Origin of the sequence: Enterobacter mori (assembly GCF_025244905.1) — a bacterium.
Lineage (GTDB): Bacteria > Pseudomonadota > Gammaproteobacteria > Enterobacterales > Enterobacteriaceae > Enterobacter > Enterobacter mori_A.
Genome location: NZ_CP104285.1, coordinates 2916156 through 2941978 on the forward strand (window position 1 = coordinate 2916156; position 25823 = coordinate 2941978).

A 25823-nucleotide genomic window follows, 5' to 3' on the forward strand; every position below is an offset into this window, starting at 1 on the left:
TTCCTGAAGCTAATTCGCCACTTCAGGCAAAGGTATTAATTCCGTATATATTTCCCGGCGTGGTGGTTAATAATGTCGGGACGCTGTCGTCATCGTCCGGCTGCCCTTCGCCCTCCAGCTGGGCCTGCTGCTCGCCCGGCGTATTGTCGCGCTGCTCACCTGCCGCAGCGTACTGTTGTCCCTCGGCGCTGACGTTCGCCTGACCGAGTTGAATCCCCGATTCCGCCATCGCGGCGCGCAGCTGCGGCATTGCCTGCTCCATAGCGTGGCGAATGTGAGAATGCTCGCTGACGATATGAATGTGCGCCTGATCCTGCTGAACGCGCAGGGAAATTTGCAGTGAACCTAGCTCCTCAGGGTGTAGACGGATCTCGGCGCTGTGCAGGCCGTTGCGGCTAAAGATAGCGATATGCTGGCTTACCGACTGCTTCCACTCCGGCGTTTCCGGCGGGTGATTCACGGTAACCACCTGCTGCGGAGCATGGGCAATGCTGGTGCGTACGGCGGCAGGTAGCGCCACGGCACTGACCGGCGCGGTTGATGACATCTCTGGCGTGGCGACCGTTTCGCTCGCGACCGGCGCAGACTGCGCCGTCAGAGGCGTCGTTGTCACCGCGGGTGATTTCTCCGTCACGCTGAGCGGTGTTAACGTTTTACCGCCCGGCGCGTCAGGCTTCTCCCCCACCGCAGGCTTGCCAGGTTCTGGCTTCGCCGCTGTCTCCGCGCCCGTCACGCTGCGGGTAATCAGCTGCTGTAGCTGCCACTGCGGGCTTTCTTCCCCTTCAACTTCTGTGATGGTCACACCCGTCAGTGCCTCCGCCAGCCCCGGCGGGGCCATCAGCAGCGTGTCAGCAATCTCCTCATCATTCCCGACTGTCACCTCCGTGAGCTGTTCCGGCAGCATAGCGGCGGGCAGCATCGCCTCGGGCAGCGCCTGCGGATCCAGACCGGTAAACAGCTGCGCCAGCTTGCCCTCCAGTGCCGGGCCAAAATCCTCGTCAGACAGCAACCCGGCTTTCGGTTTGCCCTGCGCCCCGCCGCCCAGTAACAGGGCAGCAATATCAATGTTCATAGCCTTTCTCTCTTTTGTCCGGCACGCTGCGCGAATTCATCCATCAGCTTTTGTTCATGTCGGCTCTGAACCAGCGCCTGCGCCGTCGCCCGGCGTTCAATCAGCGTTTCAAACGCGTTCAGGCGCTGCTTGTTTTGCACCCAGTTCTGTTTGACCTTGTCGACCGCCTTTTCACAGGCGTCGACATGGCCTTCCTGCTGCTTAACGACCTGCTTCAACGACAAAATAAACGACTGATGATTAACCAGATCCGCCACCGACATGCCGTTGCCCATCATTCCCTGACGCAGGGACTGCTGATACTCCTGCTCGTAGTGCTGCAGCTGTTCATGCTGGGCGACGGCCTGCTGAAGCTGCTGCTGCACGCCGCCCAGCGCGCGGGTGGTCTTTGTCAGCGTCTCCTCTGCCATGTCACGCAGCAGGGTCATTGGGTTGTTTACCTTCATGGCGCCTCCGGGTTAGTCCCTGACGTCCGGGAAGAGCCCGGACAGGGTGTGTACGGCGTCATCATAACCGCTGCGTTCGTGGATCGCCTGGTGGAGGTACGCCTCCAGTGACGGGTATTTGTCGATCGCCAGATCCAGCATCGCGTCGCTGCCTTTAACGTATGCGCCCACGCTGACCAGATCGCGGTTGCGCTGGTACGCAGAAAGCAGCTGTTTGAAACGCTGCACCTTGCGGTACTGGGCGTGCGGGATCAGCTCGGTCATGGCGCGGCTGATCGACGCTTCGATATCAATGGCCGGATAGTGGCCCGCTTCGGCAAGACGACGCGACAGGACGATATGTCCGTCGAGGATCGCCCGCGCGGAGTCGGCAATCGGATCCTGCTGGTCATCACCCTCCGTCAGCACGGTATAAAACGCGGTGATCGACCCGCCGCCCTTCACGCCGTTACCGGTACGTTCCACCAGCGCAGGCAGGCGGGCAAAGACCGACGGCGGATAGCCTTTGGTCGCGGGTGGTTCACCGATGGCCAGCGCCACCTCGCGCTGCGCCATGGCGTAGCGCGTCAGGGAGTCCATGATCAGCAGCACGTTGAGGCCGCGATCGCGAAAATCTTCAGCGATGCGGGTGGCATAGACCGCCCCCTGCATACGCAAAATTGGCGAGACGTCGGCCGGCGCGGCAACCACCACCGCGCGCGCCAGCCCCTGCTCGCCGAGGATATTTTCAATAAAATCTTTGACTTCACGGCCACGCTCGCCAATCAACCCCACCACGATGACATCGGCGGTGGTGAAGCGCGCCATCATGCCGAGCAGCACGCTTTTGCCCACACCGGACCCGGCAAACAGGCCCATGCGCTGGCCGCGCCCCACCGTCAACAGACCGTTGATGGCGCGCACGCCGACATCCAGTACGTTTTTAATCGGGTCGCGATGGAGCGGGTTGAGGGTTGGCGTAAATAGCCCCGCCGACGGATTCCCCGGCGCGGGACGACCATCCAGCGGTCGGCCCTGCGCATCCAGCACGCGGCCCAGCAGATGCGGGCCCACGGGCAGTTGTTTACCGGCATGGCTGTCGTTTTGCAGAGCGTAAATACGCGCCCCCGGCAGGATGCCGTCGACGTGCTCCAGCGGCATCAGAAACAGCGTCTGACCATTGAAGCCGACCACTTCGCTTTCAACCGGGATAATGCCCTGCTCCGTCTGGCGCTCCACGATGCACAACGCGCCAATCGGCAGCTTCAGCCCAACCGCCTCCATCACCAGGCCCGTGGCGCGCGTCAGCTTGCCGTACTGGCGAAAATCCGGCACCTGCGCCAGTCTCTCTTCCACCCGGTCGAGGACGGATAGCCATTTTTTTAGCTGCGCGCTCATTGCGACAGCTCCTCGCGAGCCAGCTGGCAGAGCGCCTGCCAGCGCGTTTCCATACTGGCGTCCACCTCTGCGTCAGGTGACACCACGCGGCAGCCGCCGGACGCCAGCTGCGCGTCCCGGTGCAGCTCCCAGCCCATCGCCGTGAGCGTGTCACCCAGCGCCTGCTCAACCGAGGTAAACGCGTCCGGATTCACATACAGCTTAAAGGTACCGTGGAGCAGCACATCCTGTTTCATCAGGCTACGGATCTGGCTCACCAGGGCCTGGTTATCCACCACGCTGGCGTTGCCGTAGAGTTGCTGCACGGCGGTGAGCGCGAACTGCACCAGACGGCCAGGGATCAGGCTTTCGAGGTTCTCCAGCGCGAGCTTAAAGTGAGTGACCCACTGTTCCGCTTCACGCAGAACCGTCTGCTGTTCCGCGCGCGCCTGCTCCATCCCCTTTGCAAAGCCCGCCTCACGGCCTTCTTTAAGGCCCGCCTCATAGCCCTGCTTGCGCCCCTCTTCCTGTCCCTGCTGCTGTCCCTGCGCGAAGCCCTGCTGCTCCGCCTGTTTCCGCAGGCGTGCCAGCTCGGCTTTCAACTGCGCCTCGGACTGGGCGCTATCCAGCGTCGGCAGCGGCGTTTCAAGGGGTTCCCCGAGCAGATTTTCAGGTTGCCAGCTGTGCCACTCCTGGGCGTGGGTATCCTTAAACGTAGGCATCGTCGCTGCCTCCAATCAGGATCTCGCCAGACTCGGCCAGGCGACGGACAACGTTGAGGATCGTCTTCTGTTCGGCTTCGACCTGCGACAGGCGAACCGGGCCACGGGAGGCCAGGTCGTCGGTCATCAGCTCGGCCTGACGACGGGACATGTTGCGGAAGAACTTCATGCGCAGCGGTTCGTCGGCCCCTTTCAGCGCGATGATCAGCGTCTCGCTCTCGATCTCCTGCAGCAGGCGCTGAATGCTTCTGTCTTCCACTTCCACCAGGTTTTCGAACAGGAACATCTCGTCGATAATCTTCTGCGCCAGCTCGCCGTCGAATTCGCGTACCGCCTCGATGGCCGCCTCTTCCTGGTGAGACTTCATCAGGTTGAGGATCTCTGCCGCCGGACGCACGCCGCCCATCTTGCTGCGCTTCAGGTTTTGACCGTGGAGCAGGTTGTTCAACACTTCGGTGAGCTCCTGCAGCGCAGCAGGCTGTACGCCACCAAAGGTGGCGATACGCAGCATGATGTCGTTACGCTCGCGGTCGTCAAATTTGCCCAGCACGTCCGCCGCCTGGTTACGCTTCAGATGCACCAGGATGGTGGCGATGATCTGCGGATGCTCTTCGCGAATCAGATCAAACACCGCCTGCGGATCCATAAAGTTGAGCGTCTCGATACCGTTGGTGCCCTGATGGGTATCCAGCAGATCTTCCAGCAGCGACGAGGCGCGCTCTTCACCCAGCGCTTTGACCAGCACGCTGCGCAGATAATCGTTGGTGTTGAGGCTCAGAGCCGCGTACTCGCTGGAGTCTTTCTTGAAATCTTCCAGCACGGCAGCCATCTGATCGTGGGTAAAGCCCGCCATATTAACCATCGAACTACTGATCTGCTTTACCTCGTGGGCGTTGAGGTGCTTGAACACCTCCGCCGCCAGGACATCTCCCAGCGTCAGCATGACGATGGCGCTTTTTTCTGAGGCATTCATTATTTAGGCTCCTTACTCATCCACTGGCGGATCACGAGGGCGATAACGCGCGGCTCCTGCTCTGCCAGCTCACGCAGCTGTTGACCATTGAGTTCCGTATCCACCCGCTGCTGGGCACGGTGGCGGTTGCTTTTCTCCGCGGCACGTTTTTTCGCCGCGATCTCTTCCTCTCGCGCCTCTTTCTCCATCTCCAGACGACGAATAGTGGTCTCCTGGTGGCGGAACCAGGCTGGCTGGACCAGCTTGCGCCACATGATCCAGCCGATAATGGCAATCACCAGATAGCGGGCAATGGCCATCAGCAGCGCGTAGAAACGATCCTGCTCCCAGAATGGCGGCACCGACTCTTCCACTACGCCGTTAAACGCGGAGTTGAGAATATTGACGCTGTCGCCGCGCGCGGCGTTGTAACCAATCGCCTCTTTCACCAGGGCGTTGATGCGGGTCAACTCCGCCTCACCGATCGGGCCGGGTTTACCCTCTTCACCCTGCGGCAAATGGTTGATGACCACGGCCACCGAGAGACGTTGAATACGACCCGTATTGGATTTGGTATGGGTTAGCGTGCGATCCACCTCAAAGTTGGTGGTCTCATCACTGCGGTTGTTATACGGCTGGGCTGGCTCGCGGTTGGCGCTGTTACCGGTGGTTTTCTCTTTATTGTCGTCCGCCGGGGTGTTGAGCGGCTGGGTCAGCGGTGCGGTGGCCGGTGCGGGTGGCGTATTGCTCAATGCCCCCGGCACGCCGCTTGCGCCGCGGCGATTGCCCTGCTCGGAGAGGCTCGCCTGGCGGCTGCGGATCGCCATTTTTTCAGGCTCGCTGTTCGGCTGATACTGCTCCAGCGTCTGCTCCTGCTCGGTGAAGTCAATCTGCGCCGTGACCTGCGCGCGAATATTTTCGTCCCCCACCAGCGGGGCCAGAATGCGCTGAATACGCTGCTGGTAGTCACTCTCAATGTCGTTGGTGTATTTCAGATGCGCCGTTTGCAAGCCGCGCACGCCGCTTTGGGTCAGCAGGTTACCGCGCTGATCGACAATGGTGACGCTCTCGGCAGAAAGCCCGGTGACGGCGCTGGAGATCAGATGGGTGATGGCCACCACCTGGCTGTCGTCAAGGGTGCGGCCCTGCAGCAGGTTCACGGTGACTGAGGCGGTCGGTTTTTTCTGTTCCCGGACAAACATCGACGGTTTCGGCGTAGCCAGATGCACGCGCGCGCTCTGAATAGGCCCGAGATTTTCAATGGTGCGCGCCAGCTCGCCCTCCAGGGCGCGCTGGTAGTTCACCTGCTCGGTAAACTGGCTGACGCCGAACTTCTCCTGATCGAGCAGTTCAAAGCCCACCGAACCGCCTTTCGGCAGCCCCTGCTGCGCCAGCTTCATCCGCACTTCATGTACCTGGGATCCTGGTACCATGATGACGCCACCGGCGGTATCAATGCGATAAGGGACGTTGAGCTGCGAGAGCTGCGCAACGATCGCGCCGCCCTCTTCATCACTGATGTTGCTGAACAGCACCCGGTAGTCCGGCTCCTTTGCCCAGAACATTAAGGCGATGATGACGGAAAGCGCCGCAGCGCCGCAAATCACCAGCAAAAGCTTCGGGCTGCTGCGAAGTGAGGACAGTATTGATTTAATTCGCTCTGCCGGATTGTTGGTTAAATCATTTAGTGTGGCACTCATGCCGTATTCCTGTATGAAATAGCACGCATCGGTGATGCGCGTCAGCTCACGAAATTCGCGAGAGTGATGTCGACGATTTCAAAAATATAAGAATTTTTCAGGCGGGCATTATCGTCTGAAAGACGTTTTTTTTAAGGATAAATAAGCTCAAAGTTCTGTCGGCTTATTGGATTTTCTGAGGTTTTTATTCGCGTGTTAAGCTGTCGACGTTTAAAAGATGTGCAACAAACAGCAGTTTTTATCTCATTTACCAGGAATTGAACATGTCAGCAACATTAATGCATGGCGTACTCGATCAAATTCAGCGTCAGGCGCAGCAGGTCGGCGGGCCGTCTACTCGCCTCCAGTCTCCGCGCGGCGACACGCCCTCTTTTTCTGACGTTTTATTTAACAGCATTAACGAAATAAATAAAACCCAGGTCGAGGCAAAGAGCAAAACACAGCAGTGGATGTCCGGAAGTCAAGATATTGCCCTGAATGACGTGATGCTCGCGATGCAGAAGTCTTCTATTTCATTCAGCTTTGGTATGCAGGCGCGAAATAAAATGATCGGCGCGTATCAGGAAATAATGAATACACCGGTTTAAGGTCTGCTCCTATTCTATGAGTGAAATTATCAGCACTTCTGCACGCTTATCCCTGAATACGCTTTCTTTGACCGACAGCGAATTACAGCGTGTCGGGAAATTAATTTATCAGCGCGCCGGAATTGTCGTCAACGCGCAAAAGCGGGAGATGATTTTTAATCGTCTCTCCCGTCGCGTGCGCACGCTGGGTCTTGCCACGTTCAGCGACTATATCGGCCTGCTTGAGTCGCACTCAGAACACCCGGAATGGCAGAACTTTATTAACGCGCTGACGACCAACCTGACCTCCTTTTTCCGCGAGGCGTATCACTTCCCGATCCTCGCGGGACATGCGCGCCAGCGCGCGTCGGGCTATCGCGTCTGGTGTACCGCCGCGTCAACGGGCGAAGAGCCTTGCTCTATCGCGATGACGCTGCACGAGCTGTTGGGCGCGTCGGTGGCCGGGCCGCGCATCTGGGCGTCGGATATCGACACGGAGGTGCTGGCAAAAGCGGAAGCGGGCGTTTACCGGCTGAGCGATCTGGATACGCTGACGCTGGCGCAGAAGCGTCACTTCTTTCTGCGCGGCACGGGCGACAACAGCGAGTGGGTGAAAGCCAGACGGGAGCTTCTTTCCGCCATTCACTATCAGCAGCTTAATTTACTGGACGAGAAGTGGTCCGTACCCGGGCCGTTCGACGCCATTTTCTGTCGCAACGTGATGATTTATTTCGACGCGCCGACGCAGCAGCGCCTGTTGCAGCGCTTTGCGCGTCTGCTTAAGCCCGGCGGCCTGCTGTTTGTGGGCCACTCGGAACATTTTAACCACGCACATATTCCGCTGCGCCTGCGCGGGCAGTCGGTGTATGAACTGACGGAGGCCACACGGTGAAGGCGATTCGTGTGCTGGCGGTCGATGATTCGGCCCTGATGCGTAACATGCTCAGTGCGGTAGTCAATCAGCAGCCTGATATGGAAATGGTCGGCACGGCGCCGGACGCGTTTATTGCCCGCGAGCTGATTAAACAGCTCAACCCGGACGTGCTGACGCTGGATATCGACATGCCAGGGATGGACGGGCTGGAGTTTCTCTCCCGCCTGATGCGCCTGCGCCCGATGCCGGTCATTATGATTTCCTCCCTGACCACCCGTGGTTCGAAAGCGACCATGAGCGCGCTGGAGCACGGCGCGGTCGATTTTCTGCCCAAGCCGGAACACCGCAGGGCAGAGAATATCGATACCTGGAGCCAGCTGGTGGTGGAGAAGATCCGCGTCGCCGCTCGGGCAAAACTGGCACCGCACAGCCCCGTCACCCGACCGGTGCTCGCCGGTATTCCCGTGCGCCAGCAGAGCATCATCGCCATTGGCTCTTCCACGGGCGGCACGGAGGCGCTGCGTCGGGTGTTGATGCCTCTGCCGGTCAGCACGCCGGGGATTGTCATCGCCCAGCATATGCCTGCCGGTTTCACCCACTCTTTCGCCCAGCGTCTCGACTCGCTGTGCCAGATTGCCGTGCGTGAAGCGCAGGATGGTGAACCGGTTCGCCCGGGCTGCGCCCTGATAGCACCGGGTGACAGCCACATGGAGATCCTCGGCCAGGACAACGGCTACCGGGTCAGGCTCAGCGATGCCCCACCGGTGAATCGCCATCGCCCCTCGGTGGATGTGCTCTTTGACTCGGTGGCACGTCAGGCCAGCAAACACGCCAGCGCCGCCCTGTTAACCGGCATGGGCGCGGACGGCGCGCGCGGTCTGCTGCACCTGCGCCAGACCGGCGCGTTTACCCTCGCACAGAGCGAAGCCACCTGCGTGGTTTTCGGCATGCCCCGGGAAGCCATTACCCTCGGTGCCGCGAAAAAGGTCGTCGATCTTGACGATATCAGCCAGTGCCTGCTGGACAGTTTTCACTATAAAAATTCGTCTAAAACCGACTCATGACATTAAGGAGATTTCCCCATGTCGGATAAAAACTTGCGTTTTCTGGTGGTGGATGACTTCGCCACCATGCGACGCATCGTACGAAACCTGCTGCAGGATCTGGGCTACAAGCACATTGATGAGGCCGAAGACGGTCAGGACGCGCTCAACAAACTGCGTGCAGGCGGCTTCGATTTCGTCGTCAGCGACTGGAACATGCCAAATGTCGACGGGCTTGAGCTGCTGAAAACCATCCGCAGCGACGCGACCATGGCAAAAATGCCGGTGCTGATGGTGACCGCGGAAGCGAAGAAAGAGAACATCATCGCCGCTGCTCAGGCGGGTGCCAATGGTTACATCGTTAAGCCGTTCACCGCTGCCACGCTGGAAGAAAAGCTCGGCAAAATCTTTGAAAAACTCGGGTAACCCCTATGAACACCCCGTTAAACATGCAGGCGGATAACGCCACAGAGATTTTCGTTCGCATCGGGCAACTGACCCGCCTGCTGCGCGACAGCATGGCCAACCTCGGTCTGGAACAGGCCATCATGGAGGTGGCGGATGCATTTCCGAACACCCGCGACCGCCTGAATTACGTGGTCGGCAAGACCTCGCAGGCAGCCGACCGCGCGCTGACCAGCGTTGAAGTGGCGCGTCCCCTGCAGGAAGGACTGAGCGATAGCGCCACCGCGCTGAGCACGCGCTGGGATGCCTGGTTCGAAAATCCGCAGCCGCTGGACGACGCCCGCGAGCTGGTCAAAGCCACCCGTACCTTTCTTCACCAGGTGCCGGATGTGACCCAGCAAACCAACCGCCAGCTGACCGAAATCATGATGGCGCAGGATTTTCAGGATCTCACCGGGCAGGTGCTGCAGAGCCTGATGCACGTTATTGAGACCGTTGAGAAAGAGCTGATCAGCGTGCTGGTGGAAAACATGAACGAGCGCGATGCGATTGCCGAAGCGGGCGATGCGCACCTGAAGAATGGTCCGCAAATCGATACCCGTGCCGAGGGGATCGTCGCTTCTCAGGAGCAGGTAGACGATCTGCTGGAGTCTCTCGGCTTCTAATCCCGCCGGGCGAAAGGTATGTCAGAACAAAACGACAGCGAAAAAACAGAAGACCCCACACCCCACCGAAAGCAAAAAGCGCGTGAAGAGGGACAGGTTCCGCGATCGCGCGAGCTGACGAGCCTCCTCATGCTGCTGGCAGGCTGGGGGTTAATCATGGTCGCGGGGAGCTGGCTGGCAAAACAGCTGCAGCACCTGCTGCATAACGGTTTGACGTTTGACCGGCTGTTAGTCAGCGACCCGCAGCAGATGCTGCATCACGCCGCATCGCTGCTGGGGATCGCCTTCCTGGCGCTGCTGCCGTTCGTCGGCGGGCTGTTTCTCACCGCCGTCGCCACGCCGTCACTCATTGGCGGCCTGAACATGAGCGCTAAGGCCGTGAAATTTAACCTGAAGAAGCTCAACCCGCTGAGCGGCATCAAGCGCCTGTTTTCCGGGCAAATGGTGTCGGAGATGGTGAAGAGCATTCTGAAGGTCACGCTGGCAGCGGTCGGCGGCGGGCTGTTCCTGTGGTTTAACAAAGCGAAGTTTATCAGCCTGATGTTTGAACCGCTCGGCATGGCGCTTAGCGATATCAGCGCCCTGCTGCTGGGCTGCATGCTGGCCATTATTTTATCGCTGATCCCGATGGTGGCGTTCGACGTGGTTTACCAGCTCTGGAGCAACTTTAAAAAGCTGCGCATGAGCCTGAAGGAAATCAAAGACGAATTCAAAAATCAGGAAGGCGACCCGCTGATTAAAAGTAAGGTTCGCCAGCTGCAGCGCCAGATGGCGCAGCAGCGAATGATGAGCGATGTCCCCACCGCCGACGTGGTGGTGAATAACCCGACCCACTATTCGGTCGCCCTGAAGTATCAGGACGGCGCCATGGGCGCGCCGGTGGTGGTTGCCAGCGGCAGCGGATTAATTGCCCTGCGCATCCGCGAGCTGGCCGAAGAGAGCCGGGTCCCCATGCTTGAGGCGCCGCCGCTGGCGCGCGCCCTGTATCGCCATTGTGACCCCGGCACCCCGGTTCCCGCCGAGCTGTACAGCGCGGTGGCAGAAGTGCTGGCCTGGGTTTATGGCCTTAAGCGCTGGCGTAAAGGCTATGGCTTACGTCCGCTGACACCTAAAGATCTTCCCGTTCCCGCGGGGATGGATATTGCACAAGAGAGTAGAGAGTGATGGCCAATATCGCCACCAAATTACGATTACCCAACATGAAGGAAACCCAGTGGCAGGTGCTGGCCGGGCCGGTGCTGATCATGACCATCCTGGCGATGATGATCCTGCCGCTGCCGACCTTTGTGCTGGACCTGCTGTTTACCTTCAACATCGTGCTGTCGATCATGATTTTGCTGGTCGCCATGTTTACACAAAATACGCTGGAGTTTTCGGCGTTTCCGACGGTGCTGCTGTTCTCCACCCTGCTGCGTCTGGCGCTGAACGTGGCCTCCACGCGCGTGATCCTGATGAACGGCCATACCGGCTCGGAAGCGGCGGGTCAGGTGGTGGAGGCCTTTGGTCACTTCCTGGTCGGCGGAAATTTCGCCATCGGGATTATCGTCTTCGTCATCCTGATCATCATTAACTTTATGGTGATCACCAAGGGTGCGGGGCGTATTGCGGAAGTGGGCGCGCGTTTCTCCCTCGACGGCATGCCGGGCAAGCAGATGGCGATAGATGCCGACCTGAATGCCGGACTGATTGGCGAAGAAGAGGCAAAACGCCGCCGTAAAGAGGTGACGCAGGAAGCCGATTTCTACGGCTCGATGGACGGTGCGAGCAAGTTTGTGCGCGGCGATGCCATCGCCGGACTGCTGATTATGGCGATCAATATTATCGGCGGTCTGGTGATCGGCGTGATGCAGCACGACATGTCAGCGGGCGTGGCTGGGGAAACCTATACCCTGCTGACCATCGGTGATGGTCTGGTGGCGCAGATCCCGGGGCTGGTGATTTCTACCGCCGCCGGTGTGGTGGTCACCCGCGTCGCCAACGATCAGGATGTAGGCGAGCAGATGGTGGGCCAGCTGTTTACCTCTCCCCGCGTGATTGTCCTGGCGGCGGGCGTGATTGGTCTGCTGGGTCTGATCCCCGGCATGCCAAATTTTGTTTTCCTGCTGTTTACTGCCGCCCTGCTGGGCGTCGCCTGGTGGCTGCGCGGTCGCGAAGGCGATGTGAAAAAGAGCGGTGGCGTGCAGGCCGATACCGATGCGGCGGAAGATGACGTGGCGCAAATCAACGAGGCGACCTGGTCTGATGTTCAAATGGAAGATACGCTCGGTCTGGAAGTGGGCTACCGCCTGATCCCCATGGTGGATCATGAGCAACAGGGCCAGCTGTTGACCCGCGTGCGCGGTATTCGTAAGAAGTTCGCCCAGCAGATGGGTTTTCTACCCCCTGCCGTGCATATTCGTGACAACCTGGATCTGGCTCCGACGCACTACCGCATCCTGCTTAAAGGGGTCACGATTGGTTCAGGCGACGTTCAGCCGGACCGCTGGATGGCAATCAACCCCGGCTGTGCAGAGGGTGAGGTTCCGGGTACACCGTGCACCGAGCCCACCTTTGGGCTGCCTGCCCTGTGGATTGACGAAGTTCACCGTGAGCTGGCGCAGACGCTGGGCTACACGGTGGTCGACCCGAGTTCAGTGGTGGCTACGCATCTTAACCATCTTATCAGCACCCATACCGAAGAGCTGTTTGGCCGCCAGGAGGCGCAGCAGTTGCTCGATCAGATCACCAAACAGTCTCCTAAGCTGATTGAAGATTTGATCCCAGCGGTTATCAGTCTGACCACGTTACACAAAGTGCTGCAGAACCTGCTTGCCGAGCGTGTGCCAATCCGCGATATGCGGACCATCATCGATACGCTGGCAGAGTTTGCCACCGCCCAGAGCGATGCCGACGAGCTGACCACTCGCGTGCGTGCGCGTCTCTCCCGCGCCATTACCCAACAGTGGTTCCCGGGCGACGGGGATATTCAGCTGATTGGGCTGGATTTGTCGCTGGAGCAACTTCTGGTACAGGCAACCCAGAGCGGTAGCGCCATCGAACCGGGCATTGCGGAAAACCTGATGAAGCAGACCGAACAGGCGCTGCAGCATCAGGAGGGATTAGGCGCACCGCCGGTGCTGCTGGTCAATCCGGCCCTGCGCCTGATGCTGTCCCGCTACCTGCGTCGTATTTTCCCTCAGATGGCAGTGCTGTCCAGCCAGGAGATCAATACCTCGCGCAACGTGCGGATGACGTATCTGATTGGAGGAAAAGGATGAGGAAATTTGGGCTCGGGCTAATTTTGGCCTCGCCGTTGGCGATAGCGGCTGACGGCTCCTGGAGCAACCAGAGCTTTGGCGGCACGCTGACCCACGGCCAGCAGGTACTGATAAGCAAACCGGTGCAAAGCGCCTCTCCCCTGCCTGCGGGTGCTGTGGCATCCCGCATGAACTGGAAAATTTCTTCACACGGCCTTCCCCCCGCCGGGTTTCGCATTCGCCTGTGCAGCGCCACGCGCTGTCTGCTGCTGCCCGGCGTTGCCGGGGAAATGGCGCTGCCTGCAGGCATGCCTGCAGAGGGCCCTTTTCGTTTTGAGTATTATGTTAAGGCTGGCGGTCGACTCGACGCTCCGCTGACCGTACTGAGTAATCAGATCACGGTGAGTTATCGCCACTCTCGTTAAGCCTGTGCTTTACCGGTTTGCCGGTAAAGCACAGGGCACGACTTAGAAATCGACGCGCAGCCCCACATTCCCCACGATCGGCGATTCAACATGCTCGCTCTTCGCATAGCTCGCATCCAGCCACACCCGAGTTGATGGTGTGAGGATCGCGCTGATACCGCCCGTGAGCTTTCCGCCCGTTCCGGTGAAATCATTCGTAAAGTCATACGCGTCATTAATACGCGTACTGCCGTTCTTCACCAGCCCCTGACTCAGGGCCGCTGTCGCGTAAGGCATAACCTCCATCTCACCCGCCTGCAGACGGGTTGTAAAGCGCAGCCCCACCTCTCCCTGCAGTGAACGTCCGTCACCCGTTTCAGCGGTCATTCCGTTATTCAGTTTGACGCTCTCTGACGGCGTCAGCCAGCCGTTGAGGCCCGCAAAGGGCGCCAGGCGTGTGGTCTCGCTCACGGCAATATGACGACCGGCTTCCAGACCCAGACCGTAGCCCCAGCTGTTCCAGTCGGAGCGCGCCGTGCCGCCATCGCTCATGCGGGCGCTCAGCTTGCTGGCAAAGTGGTTAATCTGCGCTGAACCCGAGGTGTACCAGCCGTCAGCCGCATTCAGCGTCGCGTACAGACCGCCGCCGTAGCTGGTCACCCGGCTCTGCCCCCCGCGCGCATGCTTCACCTGACCGGTTGACTGACTCAGATAAGCCCCGGTGGTGAGTTGACCAGCAGCCAGCTCGGTGACCTTATCGCCTCCCAGCATCATGCCGTTCTGTTCCAGGCGGTAAGCAGAGCCCCATGCGCCGTCCACATCGCTGCGGCCATGCAGCACTGTTCCCCACATGCCGGATTTCTGCGCCAGACGCGCATCGTCAAGGCGCGCGCGCAGGGCGTTAAGCTCATCTTCATGGATAAACTGCGGTGCCGACGCCATCGCGAGCATCGCATCGGTGGAGGAGGACGTCGAGCCTGCCTGAATCAGCTCCCAGTTATTGCCATTACGCACCAGCTGCCGCTGCCAGGCTCCCACGTCAAGGCGCCCCCCGTTAAGGGCAAATTCCGCCTCTCCGCCGCCGGTGCGGACCAGCGCCAGCGCCTCGCGGTTCGCCGCTTCGCGCCCCGTTGCCGCCAGATGCAGGGTGTACTTACCGCTCGCGGTGCCGGAAATATCCAGCAGATCGGCTTCACCGGTGTACAGATCGGCATTCATCATAAAGTGGCCGTTACCCGACAGCGTGCCGAGCGTCAGCGTGTGGTATTCGCCGCCCTCAGCCGGTGCGAATTTTACCGTTCCTCCCGCCATGGCGAGTGTTTTGATATCGGAGCTGGCGGTCATTTCATAGCGCGAAGTGCTGTCCAGGGACAGGGAATGAACATTGGTCATGGTTCCGGAAAGGTGGCTGCCATTGTTGAGCGCGACGTCAACCACGGCGTTATCTTCCGCACGGATAGTACCTGCGGCCTGGCTGGCATCGAGGCTCAGGGAGACATTGCTGTTCTTTTTAGCAATCAGTAGCTCACCCTTTTCAGAACCTGCGGTACTGCCATTTTGCAGTGAGATATCGTGACTGCCTACGTTTGCCTTAAAGGCAGGACCGACGACAGACCAGACGTTAGAACGAATCAATTTAAGCTCATTCGATCCACTTAAATAAAAACCGGCATTCAACCCATTAATCGTGCTGCCAATAAACGCGCCCTTCGCGTTGTTCATTTCAACAGCGCCAGTCGTTCCGGGTATTCCTTGTGTATTGTCAAAAAAGCCATTTTCAACAACACTCTCTCCGTCATAAGTCACAAATTGTTCGACCTTGATATTCTTCGCCGAAAGTTTCGCGTAATCCAGAATAAGCTGACCGCCAATGACAACATTATTGAATTGCCCATCACCTTGCAGCAACGCGGTGTTGATAAACGCATCATCAATATTAGCCGTACCGTCGTACCCCACGTGCAGAACATGCTCTATCCGGCCCCCCTTCATGTCTACGCCCCCCTCAAAAATCTGGATATCACGCGCGATTGAGCCGTTTACGGTTAAGGTCGCCCCATTTATTATGCTATAGTTTTCATTAACAGGGGAATTACCGTCAATCAATGTGTCTTTATCAATAACAGTGTCAGCATAAGCTGCACCGGATGTTCCGATTGTTGCGGCAACAATGGCCAGGCGGAGAAAAGAGTGTTGAAATGAAATTTTCATCAATAACCTTTAGATAAGTTAAAAAGTAAGAAACATGCCTTTCTTCAAATAACTTATCGGTAAAAAAGGTAATGACTAAAAAATAAATATTAGAATTGCGTTAAAATATACGCCCCAATACCGCATTGAGTAAAGGGGACGTAATGTTAGTACGAAGAAGGAACTTAGAAATAAAACGTAAACTGCGCAACCCCGCCAAGGGTACGGGTTCGTCCTGCCATGGCCGTTAAATCAAACTGCATTGATTCCCCGGCTGAAAGGCCCACCCCACCCGTCACAATGCGGTGATCGTTACCGCGCATGTCCACGCGATATCCAGCCCGCAGCTGCATCCGGTCGGTGGCCCGAAATTCGCCGCCAAACGCCGCATACTGGTTTTTATCCGCATACTGGAAATCACTCACGGGCGTCAGATCGATATCGGTACTCAGGGTGACACGTTCTGTCGTCCATGCTGTCCCTGCCGTAACCTGAGGGCGAATGATAAACGCGGGCTGATAGCCGTTAATTTCCCGCGTTTTCACTTTATTCTCGAAGAGATTTTGTGCAGAGAGCGCAACCATCCACTCGGGAGTCAATGCGGCAAAAAAACCCGCATCAATATTGGCGCTCATGGTCTGGTGCTGCCAGTTACCGTCACGCAGATCGGAAGAGTCATAATTATTGATGGCGACGTTATAATTCCAGGTTTCAATCCGCTGGATCTTCGGTGTGATCCCCACCCCGACCCGGGTGTCGCCAATCGAAAATGGATGGGCAATGGAAACACCGTATTCCGTCACCAGTGCCGCCATACCTTCCGCGCGAGACGTTAATTTATCAAGATCGTCTTTGCCCGGAATGATGGTGCCATTCGCCACACCGTCCAGATAATCCAGGTCAGCCTGGCTGATTAACGCACGCGCATGGCCTTTGGCCCAGCTGTTGACGGACAGCGCGATCGGAAGAGAATCATCCGGCACCGCCAGCACCATACCCAAACCGAGGTTCGCGTTGGCCTTTTCGCCGGCGAGCCCGGAAACGACCTCCGCCAGTTTACCTGCCGCCTCCGCTTCGTTACCGCTGCCAAGGGCGTTTTCCAGATTATCCCACGCCGTGGTGACGTCATCGAACCCGTCAATCAGGTTTGCCGAATCGCTGGCCTGCGCGCCAATCGACGGCGCAATCAGGCTTAAACGATCTTCTGCGCGCGAGGTGGCAAGCAGTGCCGGATTGGTTAAGGGAGCCGCACCAAAGTGCGCAGACGCCACGCCGACTCCCCCCATCGCGGTGCTACGGGCATCGAACCCATTTGTCGATGCGCTGGCGTAAGGCGCCAACACAACAACCCCTGCAGTAAGCAGGTAATATGTGCGTAATTTATATTTCATCATTCCGGATAGTATATTTATGCCCAGGTGCTGGGCTAGTGGAGTAATAACCTAATTGCTATGGTAGCAATGAGTTCATTATTTCAATTTTGAAATAATGCTTCACTAATGCGCGCTCATTACCGTAATGAAATATTGCCTACCCGTAGCCTTATTATCGATACCGTTACTGGCGGGTAGCTTTTTATTTCGTTAATTGCGCTTCCGCTTCGAGCAGCTCGGCTCTGGCCTCATCCAGCTTAGCGCGTTTTTTGGCAATCTTATCAGCACGCCCGGACGCGTTTGCCTCCTGTAACTCCTGTTCCCGCTCGCTCACCTTCTGCTGTTTTTTTAATACATCAGCCTCGCGATCTTTTTTGAGCGAAGCGTCAGTACAGGTTGCGACCACTTCTGCGTAGGCTTTTTTTAAGCCCTCCAGGCGATAGCTATTTTCGTGCGTTTCCGCATAGCGCATTTGCTGCTCGATGTTTTGCCGTTTCGCCGCGCACCCCGTTAATGCTTCCTCCGCCAGGGCTGAAAAAGGAATGCTCATGGTCATCATTGCTGCAAACACTATTTTCTTATTCATCTTTTGCTTCTCCACTTATTTTACTCGACTGATTAGAGTAACTTCGGCGGAAGGAAGATTTTCTGAAATTTTTATCGTTGACGATGCCAACAGGACAGGACTGCCCATCATCCGATCTTGCCTATGGGAGTTTTGTCACTGAAACAAAACGGCATAAGTGTTTGAATAGCGACCGAGAGAGGGGTCTGGCACGTGCGGAAAAATTCCCCTCTGCTCCGTTTTATTGTTGCCTTCATGCCGGGTTCTTTGGCATGTTAACAGCACATCACCTTCCCATTTTGTTCATGTGACGAGTTTGCGAGCAAAGCGATGATTAAGTGGCCCTGGAAAACGAATGAGGCTGGCCGGGATACGGCGCTGCCGTGGGATGACGCGCTGGCGATCCCTGTTCTGGCTAATCTTAAGCCGGATGAACAATCGAAACTGGTTCAGATGGCGGATCGTTTTTTGCAGCAAAAACGCCTGGTTCCACTGCAAGGGTTCGAGCTGGATGCGCTGAAAAATGCCCGTATCGCCCTGCTTTTCTGTCTGCCGGTGCTGGAGCTCGGCATTGAGTGGCTGGATGGCTTCCACGAAGTGCTGATCTACCCAGCCCCCTTTATCGTCGATGACGAATGGGAGGATGACATCGGGCTGGTGCACAACCAGCGCGTGGTGCAGTCCGGGCAGAGCTGGCAGCAAGGGCCGATCATCCTTAACTGGCTGGATATTCAGGACTCGTTTGATGCCTCAGGCTTTAACCTGATTGTTCATGAAGTGGCGCACAAGCTGGATACCCGCAACGGCGATCGCGCCAGCGGCGTGCCGCTGATCCCGCTTCGTGAAGTGGCCGGATGGGAGCACGACCTGCATGCGGCGATGGAGAACATCCAGGATGAGATAGACCTGGTGGGGGAAAGCGCGGCCAGTATTGACGCCTATGCCGCAACCGATCCTGCCGAGTGTTTTGCGGTGCTGTCAGAGTATTTCTTTAGCGCACCAGAACTCTTTGCCCCGCGCTTCCCGGCGCTGTGGCAGCGTTTTTGCCAGTTTTACCAACAGGATCCGTTGCAACGTCTGCGGCGAAACGAAGAGCCAGGCGGTAATACGTCCCGCCAGGTCCATTAAGCTTTTTCAGCATGGGGACGCGCGGAGCAGCGTACCCCTATGCTCAGCAGCAAAAACAGCAGCGCCATTCCCCATGCGGCAGCAATTAAAAACGACTCACCATAAAAGCGGGTCACGACAGGCACCAGCATCGCACTCACCCCGTATCCTAACGTATGGCTGGTGGCGATAACTCCCGCCCCTTTCCCTGTCGTCAACCTGTCGTTCAGCAGCAATTGATACCCTGGCGTTGCCATTGCGGCGCCCAGCGATGTCATCACAATTCCCACGTAGAAAAGCGCGAGATCCGCGACATACATCAGTCCAAGCCCCGTCACCATCAGCACTGCAGCGAGACACAGCAGCGTCATCGGGCTGAAATGCTGCGGGCGAACCACCAGAAACTGGGCGGCGAGCGTGGCCAGTGCAGCCAGGCTCAGCAGCATCGCAACATGATGGCTGATTTGCACCGGGTCGCCCTGTAGCAGCGGATTCAGATGCGGTGACAGGCCAAGCTGCATCAGGCTCACCAGCGCCGCCAGCAGCAGTGCCAGCCCGAGGAACGGCAGCATCGATACCTGTAGCCGGGTCGACTGATGCGCCACCGGCGGCAGCGGCGGATCGGCGGCTTCGCGCAGCACCAGCAGCAGTGCGATGAAGGGCGCTATTGCCATCAGCCAGAGCGGCGCCACCGGGTTAACGCTGAGCATCAGCGCCGCCAGCGGCGGCCCCAGCAGACGTCCGCAGCTGAGACCCGAGCTAATGGTCGCCAGCGCGGCCATGCGCTTATCCAGTCCTGCTCGCTGGATAGCCCACGTCTGTGCGGCGGGCACCAGCCCGGAGACCGTCAGGCCGTACAACGTGCGCGAAAGCACAAGCCCCGCCAGTCCCCACAGGCCATTGAGCATGCCGCCGTTGCTCATCGCCCAGACCACCAGCGCCATCACCAGGAAACTGGCGAGATAGCCACCGAGGGAGGCGACCATAACCACCTTACAGCCGTGCCGTTCGCTCTGACGACCCCACCAGGGAGAGGCGGGTAAAAAGAGCATTGAGCCAAACATCAACAGCCCCGCCCAGACGGAGAGTGAGAGTCCGGTCAGAGAGACCAGCTGCGGCAGCATGACCAGCAAACCATTTTGCCCGATACCTAATAAACCTGCGCACAGCGCCAGGGGCCAGTTCGCTTTCGGGGTGACGTTGTCCATCAGAGTTTCAGAGTATGGGTTCATAAAATTGTGAAGATAGTGTCAATAAATATGTGGAAATTATGAAGTTTATGAAAACAAATATTGCAAAAATAGTTGCGACTGTAAACAGAATGAATATCATAACGAGAATTATTATCAGTCATGGAATGAGGTACTTTTATGCGTGCTCTGCCCCGCTCCGCCGGTACAGACGTTGCGGCCCAGTGTTTTTTGAACGCGCTGCTGCGCGAAACGAAGGACTGGCGCTATCACCCCGCTACCGCTGCGGATGAGTTATCGCAGATTCATATCCCGCTTTCCCAGACCCAGGCTATTCGGGTTCCAGTACGCTATTTTTCCCCCACCCAGCATCACCAGTATCGTTTTCCGGCAACGCTGATCCACGCCGAAAGCGATAGCGGTGACGCCGTCACTTTTACGCAATTGGTTGATTTAATTCTTGAAAAATCATCCGTAAAAGGCTCACTGGATAACGAAACGCTAGCTCGCTTTAAACAGCGCGTTCTTGAAAGCCATGCGCACACCTGGCAGGCGATCGATCTGCGCCACAGCTGGGCAACCTTGCGCGATAAACCGCTGACGTTTGCCGACGCGGAACAGGCGCTGCTGGTCGGCCACGCGTTTCACCCTGCGCCAAAATCTCACGAGCCGTTCAACGAAACCGAGGCGCGTCGCTATCTGCCTGATTTCGCCTCCCGCTTCCCGCTGCGCTGGTTTGCCGTTGAGAGCACGCTCATTGCCGGTGATAGCCTGAACGTCTCCCTGCGCGAACGTCTGCTGCGCTTCGCCGCACAGAGCGCGCCGGAACTGCTCGGCCACTTCACCGACACTCGCTGGCTGCTGCCGATGCATCCGTGGCAGGCCGACTATTTGCTGGAGCAGGCGTGGTGCCAGCGTCTGGCGGAAAACGGTTCACTACAGGACCTGGGTGAAGCGGGCGCGCAGTGGCTGCCCACCAGCTCGTCGCGCTCGCTGTACAGCGAAACCAACAGAGACATGATTAAGTTCTCCCTCAGCGTGCGTCTGACCAACTCCGTGCGCACGCTGTCGGTGAAAGAAGTTAAGCGCGGAATGCGCCTTGCGCGCCTGGCAAAAACGGAACGCTGGCAAGATTTGCAGGCACGCTACCCGACCATGCGCGTGATGCAGGAAGACGGCTGGGCGGGGCTGCGTGACGAAAACGGCATCGTTCAGGAAGAGAGCCTGATGGCCCTGCGCGTCAATCTGCTGTTCGATACGCCAGAGACCCAGACCAACGTGCTGGTGAGCCTGACGCAGGCCGCGCCGGACGGTGGTGACAGCCTGCTTGCCGCGGCGGTGCGCCGTCTGAGCCAGCGTCTGGATTTACCCCTCGACCGGGCCGCCCGCTGCTGGCTCGACGCCTATTGCGATCGCGTGTTACTCCCGCTGTTCAGCGCCGAGGCGGACTACGGCCTTGTCCTGCTGGCACACCAGCAAAATATCCTCGTTGAGATGCAGCAGGATTTCCCCGTCGGGCTTATCTACCGCGACTGCCAGGGCAGCGCATGGACCGAAGGGGCCGATGCGTGGCTGAAAGAGGCGGGCGAAACGGAGGTTGAAAACCGCTTCGGTGAGAGCCAGCTGCTGCGCTACTTCCCGTACTACCTGCTGCTGAACTCGACCCTTGCCGTCACCGCCGCCCTTGCCGCCGCCGGTTTCGACAGCGAGGAGAGCCTGATGTCCCGGGTACGCGACGCGCTGACGGAGCTGCGCCGCACGGCGAAGCAGACCCGCTGCCTCGACTACGTGCTCGACAGCCCGACCTGGAACTGCAAAGGCAACTTCTTCTGCTATCTGCACGATCGCAATGAAAACACCATCGTCGATCCGGCGGTGATCTATTTCGACTTTAGCAACCCGTTTTACAAGGAGAAGGCGTGATGGCCATTGCGAATATCGTCCATTCCGGCTACGGCTTTCGCTGCACAGCCACGGAAAAAAACCTGCCGCTGACGCTGGGTCTTGACGGCAGCGCGGTGCTGGAGCGTCTGAATGGGCTCCCGGACGGCTGGCTGGTCGAGGCGCTGGATCAGCTGTTTGTTGCCGCACCCGCGCTGACCGGCATTACCCTGCCCTGGGCAACCTGGCAGGATGAACCCCAGGCGCAGGCGCTATTTCGTCTGGCAAGCGGAGATTATCTGGCGCGTGAAATCTTCTGGCAGCTGCCGCTGTGGCTGAAAGGCGAACAATCACAGGCCAGCGGCGGGATGCAGTTTGATGAGAGCCGTCAGCTGTACTTCCCGCTGCGTCCTCGCCGCCCGCAGGGCGAAGTGTACCGCCGTTACGATCCGCAAATTAAGCGTACCCTCAGCTTCCGCGTGGCCGACGTGGCGCTCGACGGCGAGCGTTTTACCCAATGGATGAACAACCCGCGCGTGAACGCCTTCTGGGAGATGGCCGGCCCGCAGGCCGAGCAAGAAAGCTACCTGCGTCGTCTGCTTGACTCGACCTACTGCTACCCGGTTATCGGCTGCTTCGATGACCAGCCGTTCGGCTATTTTGAGCTCTACTGGGCAGCAGAAGACCGCATTGGCCGCCACTACCGCTGGCAGCCCTTTGACCGCGGGCTGCACATGCTGGTGGGTGAAGAGCACTGGCGCGGCGCGCAGTACATCCGCAGCTGGCTGCGCGGACTGAGCCACTATCTGTATCTCGATGAACCGCGCACCACGCGCATTGTCGCCGAGCCGCGCTTCGACAACCAGCGCCTGTTCCGCCACCTTGCATCCGCCGGTTTTGACACGGTGAAAGAGTTCGATTTCCCGCACAAGCGTTCGCGCCTCATCATGAGCGAGCGTCACCGCTTCTTCAGCGAGGTGGAACTGTGAACGCGCGCTGGCAGAAAGTGAACCGCGAGATGGTGGCAAAGATCCTTGCCGAGCTGGAATACGAAGGTACCCTGCGCGCTGAGCCGGTTCCGTCGGACGGCTGGCGCATCACCATGGGCAGCGAGTCCTGGCAGTTTCGCGCCGCGCGCGGGATCTGGGGCTGGCTGCATATTGATCCGGACAGTCTGACCACCGCCAGCGGCGATGCCGTGGAGGCGGAAAGCGCGCTCCTGCAACTCGCGAAAGTGCTGGAGATGAGCGACGCGCAAACGGCAGAGCACATGGAGGATCTCTACGCCACGCTGCGCGGCGACATGCAGCTGCTTCAGGCGCGTGAAGCGCTGGACGCGGACGCGCTGATCCACCTCGACCCGGACGAATTACAGTGTCTGATGAGCGGTCATCCGAAGTTTATTTTCAACAAGGGTCGCCGCGGCTGGGGGCTGGACGCGCTGCGTCAGTACGCGCCTGAGTATCGTGGACGTTTTCGTCTGCACTGGGTCGCCGTTCAGCGGGAGCATCTGGTCTGGAGCAGCGACGCCGATTGCGATATCAACGCTCTGCTGGCGAGCGCCATGGACAACGCCGAGCGCGCCCGCTTTGACGCCCGCTGGCAGGCGCTGGGTCTCAACGACGGCTGGCTGCCGGTGCCGCTGCACCCGTGGCAGTGGCAGCAGAAAATTGCCATTCATTTCCTGGCGCAGCTCGCGCGCGGAGAGATGGTGGAGCTGGGCGAGTTTGGCGATGAGTATCTGGCGCAGCAGTCCCTGCGAACCCTCACCAACGCCAGCCGTCGCGCGCCGTTTGACATCAAGCTGCCGCTGACCATCTACAATACCTCCTGCTATCGCGGCATTCCGGGCAAGTACATTGCCGCCGGGCCGCTGGCCTCGCGTTGGCTGCAGCAGCAGTTCGCCACCGACGCCACGCTTGCCCGCTCCGGCGCGCAGGTGTTGGGCGAACCCGCTGCCGGATATCTGTCGCATCCGGGCTATGCCGCGTTGCCGAAAGCGCCCTACCGCTATCAGGAGATGCTGGGCGTAATCTGGCGCGAGAACCCATCCTGTTATTTAGAGGACGGTGAGCAGGCGGTGCTGATGGCGGCGCTAATGGAAACCGACAACGCCGGGCGTCCGCTGATTGACGCGTGGATCCAACGCTCGGGGTTAAGCGCCGACGCGTGGCTGGAAAAGCTGTTTGAAGCAACGGTTCTCCCGTTCTATCACCTGCTCTGCCGCTACGGCGTGGCGCTGATCGCCCACGGCCAGAACGTGACGCTGGTGATGAAGGACTATGTGCCGCAGCGCATCCTGCTGAAGGATTTCCAGGGCGATATGCGTCTGGTGGATGAAGACTTCCCGCAGGCGCAGAGCCTGCCGGAGCAGGTGAAGGCCGTCACGGCACGCCTCAGCGCGGATTACATCATTCACGACCTGCAAACCGGCAACTTTGTGACGGTGCTGCGTTTTATCTCGCGCCTCACCCTGCAATGCGGCGTCAGCGAAACCCGTTTCTACCAGATCCTGGCGCAGGTGTTACACCGCTATATGGCCGCGCATCCGGAGCTTGCGGAGCGCTTCGCGACGTTCGACCTGTTCAAGCCGCAGATTATTCGCGTGATCCTCAACCCGGTCAAACTAACCTTCTCCGAACACGACGGCGGCAGCCGCATGCTGCCGAACTACGTTACCGACCTTGATAACCCTCTTTTTCTCGCCTCCCGGGAGTCCGCGCAATGAAAACCTATGATTTCATCGGCATTGGTATTGGCCCGTTTAACCTCAGCATCGCCGCGCTGGCGGAAGGGCTGGACGGCTTTAGCTCGCTGTTCCTTGAACGCAAGCCGCACTTCTCCTGGCATCCGGGGATGATGGTGCCGGACTGCCACATGCAGACCAGCTTCCTGAAAGACCTGGTCAGCGCCGTGGAGCCGACCAACCGCCACAGCTTCCTGAACTACCTGGTGCAGCGCAAAAAGTTCTATCGCTTCCTGACCACCGAGCAGCGCACCGTCTCCCGCGAGGAGTTTGCCGACTACCTGTGCTGGGCGGCGGAAAACCTCACCAACCTCGCCTTCAGCCAGCAGGTACAGCAGGTGAGCTTTGATGAGAAAAGCGGTCTGTTTGAGGTGGTGACCCAGCGGGATCGCTTCCTGGCCCGCCACGTCTGCGTGGGGATCGGTAAGCAGATCAACCTGCCGGACTGCGTCACGATGCAGGACGATAGCTGCTTCCACGCCAGCGAGATGATGCTGCGTACGCCGGATCTCACGGGCAAGCGCGTTACCGTTGTCGGCGGTGGCCAGAGCGGTGCCGACCTGTTCCTGAATATCTTCCGCGGTGAATGGGGCCAGCCGCGGAGCCTGAACTGGGTATCGCGCCGCAACAACTACAACGCGCTGGATGAAGCCGCCTTTGCCAACGAATACTTCACGCCGGAGTACGTGGACAGCTTCTCCACGCTCGGCGAAGAGGCGCGCCGTCAGATGCTGCACGAGCAGAAGATGACCTCCGACGGCATCACTACCGAGTCACTGCTGGCGATTTACCGCGCCATGTACCACCGCTTCGAAGTGCTGCGTGAAAAACCCTGGGCGCACCTCCTGCCGTCCCGCTCGGTGACGGCCCTCACGCGCCAGGAAAACGGACAGCGCCTGAGCATTCAGCATCATCTCGATGGCGGTCAGGAACAGCTGGAGAGCGACGTGGTGATTTTCGCCACCGGCTACCGCACCGTGCAGCCTGCGTTCCTCGCGCCGCTGTCTCATCGTCTCCATCGGGATACGGATGAAGCCTTCTGCATTAACAACGATTTCACCCTTGAATGGGACGGCCCGCAGAACAACCGCCTGTTTGCCGTAAACGCCGGGATGCACCGTCTCGGCATTGCCGAACCCCAGCTCAGCCTGATGGCCTGGCGCGCGGCGCGAATTCTGAATCGCGCTCACGATGACGAGCCGTTTGAACTGGCGACCACCCCTGGCGTTATCCACTGGCGAAGCACCGCCAGCCCGGAGAGTAGCCAGGTTTTTAAATCTTTAGCAAAAACGACCGAGTACTGACACACACATTCAGGATCAACATAACA

Annotated in this window: 24 protein-coding genes; 14 read left to right on the forward strand and 10 right to left on the reverse strand. The window is 58.7% G+C overall.

Features of this window, described 5'->3' with window-relative positions; all coding sequences use genetic code 11:
* Positions 1–22: 22 nt before the first annotated feature.
* Genes N2K86_RS13830 through fliF form a run of 6 tightly spaced genes read right to left on the reverse strand, consistent with a single transcriptional unit; the run spans position 23 to position 6248 of the window.
* A complete protein-coding gene (locus N2K86_RS13830) occupies positions 23–1072 on the reverse strand; it encodes a flagellar hook-length control protein FliK (RefSeq protein WP_260658960.1) in 1050 nt (349 codons plus the stop codon).
* Complete coding sequence (fliJ, locus tag N2K86_RS13835) at positions 1069–1518, reverse strand: flagellar export protein FliJ (protein ID WP_260658961.1); 450 nt, start codon at positions 1516–1518, stop codon at positions 1069–1071. Before fliJ ends, N2K86_RS13830 begins: the two co-directional genes overlap by 4 nt.
* Positions 1519–1530: 12 nt before the next feature.
* Positions 1531–2895 carry a flagellar protein export ATPase FliI gene (gene fliI / locus N2K86_RS13840; RefSeq protein ID WP_044856799.1) on the reverse strand — a complete coding sequence of 455 codons (1365 nt, stop codon included), beginning with the start codon at positions 2893–2895 and terminating at the stop codon, positions 1531–1533.
* On the reverse strand, positions 2892–3596 hold the full coding sequence (locus N2K86_RS13845) for a flagellar assembly protein FliH (RefSeq protein ID WP_260658962.1): 705 nt from the start codon (positions 3594–3596) through the stop codon (positions 2892–2894). The genes fliI and N2K86_RS13845 overlap by 4 nt, the downstream gene beginning before the upstream one ends.
* Positions 3583–4569 carry a flagellar motor switch protein FliG gene (gene fliG / locus N2K86_RS13850; protein ID WP_260658963.1) on the reverse strand — a complete coding sequence of 329 codons (987 nt, stop codon included), beginning with the start codon at positions 4567–4569 and terminating at the stop codon, positions 3583–3585. Before fliG ends, N2K86_RS13845 begins: the two co-directional genes overlap by 14 nt.
* Positions 4569–6248: a flagellar basal-body MS-ring/collar protein FliF gene (gene fliF, locus N2K86_RS13855; RefSeq protein ID WP_260658964.1), complete on the reverse strand. Its 1680-nt coding sequence runs from the start codon at positions 6246–6248 to the stop codon at positions 4569–4571. The genes fliG and fliF overlap by 1 nt, the downstream gene beginning before the upstream one ends.
* Positions 6249–6511: 263 nt before the next feature.
* Between fliF and fliE the strand changes: the two genes are divergently transcribed.
* Genes fliE through N2K86_RS13895 form a run of 8 tightly spaced genes read left to right on the forward strand, consistent with a single transcriptional unit; the run spans position 6512 to position 13462 of the window.
* Complete coding sequence (gene fliE, locus N2K86_RS13860) at positions 6512–6835, forward strand: flagellar hook-basal body complex protein FliE (protein WP_260658965.1); 324 nt, start codon at positions 6512–6514, stop codon at positions 6833–6835.
* 16 nt (positions 6836–6851) lie between these two features.
* Entirely contained in the window at positions 6852–7706 is an 855-nt protein-coding gene (locus tag N2K86_RS13865; RefSeq protein WP_260658966.1) for a CheR family methyltransferase, read from the forward strand.
* Positions 7703–8752: a protein-glutamate methylesterase/protein-glutamine glutaminase gene (locus N2K86_RS13870; RefSeq protein ID WP_260658967.1), complete on the forward strand. Its 1050-nt coding sequence runs from the start codon at positions 7703–7705 to the stop codon at positions 8750–8752. Before N2K86_RS13865 ends, N2K86_RS13870 begins: the two co-directional genes overlap by 4 nt.
* Before the next feature lie 18 nt (positions 8753–8770).
* Positions 8771–9157 (forward strand): chemotaxis response regulator CheY, encoded by a 387-nt coding sequence (gene cheY / locus N2K86_RS13875; protein ID WP_260658968.1) that lies wholly within the window; start codon positions 8771–8773, stop codon positions 9155–9157.
* Positions 9158–9162: 5 nt separating this feature from the next.
* Entirely contained in the window at positions 9163–9801 is a 639-nt protein-coding gene (gene cheZ, locus N2K86_RS13880) for a protein phosphatase CheZ (RefSeq protein ID WP_260658969.1), read from the forward strand.
* A gap of 18 nt (positions 9802–9819) precedes the next feature.
* The gene (gene flhB / locus N2K86_RS13885) at positions 9820–10965 is read left to right on the forward strand and encodes a flagellar biosynthesis protein FlhB (RefSeq protein WP_260658970.1); all 1146 of its coding nucleotides are present in this window, start codon (positions 9820–9822) and stop codon (positions 10963–10965) included.
* Entirely contained in the window at positions 10965–13058 is a 2094-nt protein-coding gene (flhA, locus tag N2K86_RS13890) for a flagellar biosynthesis protein FlhA (RefSeq protein ID WP_260658971.1), read from the forward strand. Before flhB ends, flhA begins: the two co-directional genes overlap by 1 nt.
* Positions 13055–13462, forward strand: a complete 408-nt coding sequence (locus N2K86_RS13895; protein ID WP_260658972.1) for a flagellar protein FlhE — start codon at positions 13055–13057, stop codon at positions 13460–13462. The genes flhA and N2K86_RS13895 overlap by 4 nt, the downstream gene beginning before the upstream one ends.
* A gap of 42 nt (positions 13463–13504) precedes the next feature.
* Here the strand turns inward: N2K86_RS13895 and N2K86_RS13900 are convergent, their stop codons facing one another.
* Positions 13505–15163 carry an autotransporter outer membrane beta-barrel domain-containing protein gene (locus N2K86_RS13900; protein WP_260658973.1) on the reverse strand — a complete coding sequence of 553 codons (1659 nt, stop codon included), beginning with the start codon at positions 15161–15163 and terminating at the stop codon, positions 13505–13507.
* An 87-nt stretch (positions 15164–15250) separates the two neighbouring features.
* On the opposite strand from N2K86_RS13900, the gene N2K86_RS13905 reads away from it, so the two are divergent.
* On the forward strand, positions 15251–15475 hold the full coding sequence (locus N2K86_RS13905) for a hypothetical protein (protein WP_260658974.1): 225 nt from the start codon (positions 15251–15253) through the stop codon (positions 15473–15475).
* A gap of 341 nt (positions 15476–15816) precedes the next feature.
* Here N2K86_RS13905 and traF read toward each other — a convergent pair whose 3' ends face one another.
* Positions 15817–17022 (reverse strand): conjugal transfer protein TraF, encoded by a 1206-nt coding sequence (traF, locus tag N2K86_RS13910; protein ID WP_407065287.1) that lies wholly within the window; start codon positions 17020–17022, stop codon positions 15817–15819.
* 184 nt (positions 17023–17206) lie between these two features.
* Positions 17207–17605 carry a DUF1090 domain-containing protein gene (locus N2K86_RS13915; protein ID WP_260658976.1) on the reverse strand — a complete coding sequence of 133 codons (399 nt, stop codon included), beginning with the start codon at positions 17603–17605 and terminating at the stop codon, positions 17207–17209.
* Between the two features lie 294 nt (positions 17606–17899).
* Here N2K86_RS13915 and mtfA point away from each other — a divergent pair, with 294 nt between their 5' ends.
* Entirely contained in the window at positions 17900–18697 is a 798-nt protein-coding gene (gene mtfA, locus N2K86_RS13920; RefSeq protein ID WP_260658977.1) for a DgsA anti-repressor MtfA, read from the forward strand.
* Here the strand turns inward: mtfA and N2K86_RS13925 are convergent.
* Positions 18694–19908 (reverse strand): MFS transporter, encoded by a 1215-nt coding sequence (locus tag N2K86_RS13925; protein ID WP_260658978.1) that lies wholly within the window; start codon positions 19906–19908, stop codon positions 18694–18696. The two genes, mtfA and N2K86_RS13925, sit on opposite strands and share 4 nt — an antisense overlap.
* A gap of 138 nt (positions 19909–20046) precedes the next feature.
* Here N2K86_RS13925 and N2K86_RS13930 point away from each other — a divergent pair, with 138 nt between their 5' ends.
* From N2K86_RS13930 to N2K86_RS13945, 4 genes are read left to right on the forward strand one after another with little or no spacing between them, the layout of a single operon-like run.
* Positions 20047–21789, forward strand: coding sequence for an IucA/IucC family protein (locus N2K86_RS13930; protein ID WP_260658979.1), 1743 nt, complete (start codon positions 20047–20049; stop codon positions 21787–21789).
* On the forward strand, positions 21789–22736 hold the full coding sequence (locus tag N2K86_RS13935) for a GNAT family N-acetyltransferase (protein WP_260658980.1): 948 nt from the start codon (positions 21789–21791) through the stop codon (positions 22734–22736). The genes N2K86_RS13930 and N2K86_RS13935 overlap by 1 nt, the downstream gene beginning before the upstream one ends.
* Positions 22733–24475 carry an aerobactin synthase IucC gene (gene iucC, locus N2K86_RS13940; protein WP_260658981.1) on the forward strand — a complete coding sequence of 581 codons (1743 nt, stop codon included), beginning with the start codon at positions 22733–22735 and terminating at the stop codon, positions 24473–24475. The genes N2K86_RS13935 and iucC overlap by 4 nt, the downstream gene beginning before the upstream one ends.
* A complete protein-coding gene (locus tag N2K86_RS13945) occupies positions 24472–25797 on the forward strand; it encodes a lysine N(6)-hydroxylase/L-ornithine N(5)-oxygenase family protein (protein WP_260658982.1) in 1326 nt (441 codons plus the stop codon). Before iucC ends, N2K86_RS13945 begins: the two co-directional genes overlap by 4 nt.
* Positions 25798–25823 lie beyond the last annotated feature (26 nt).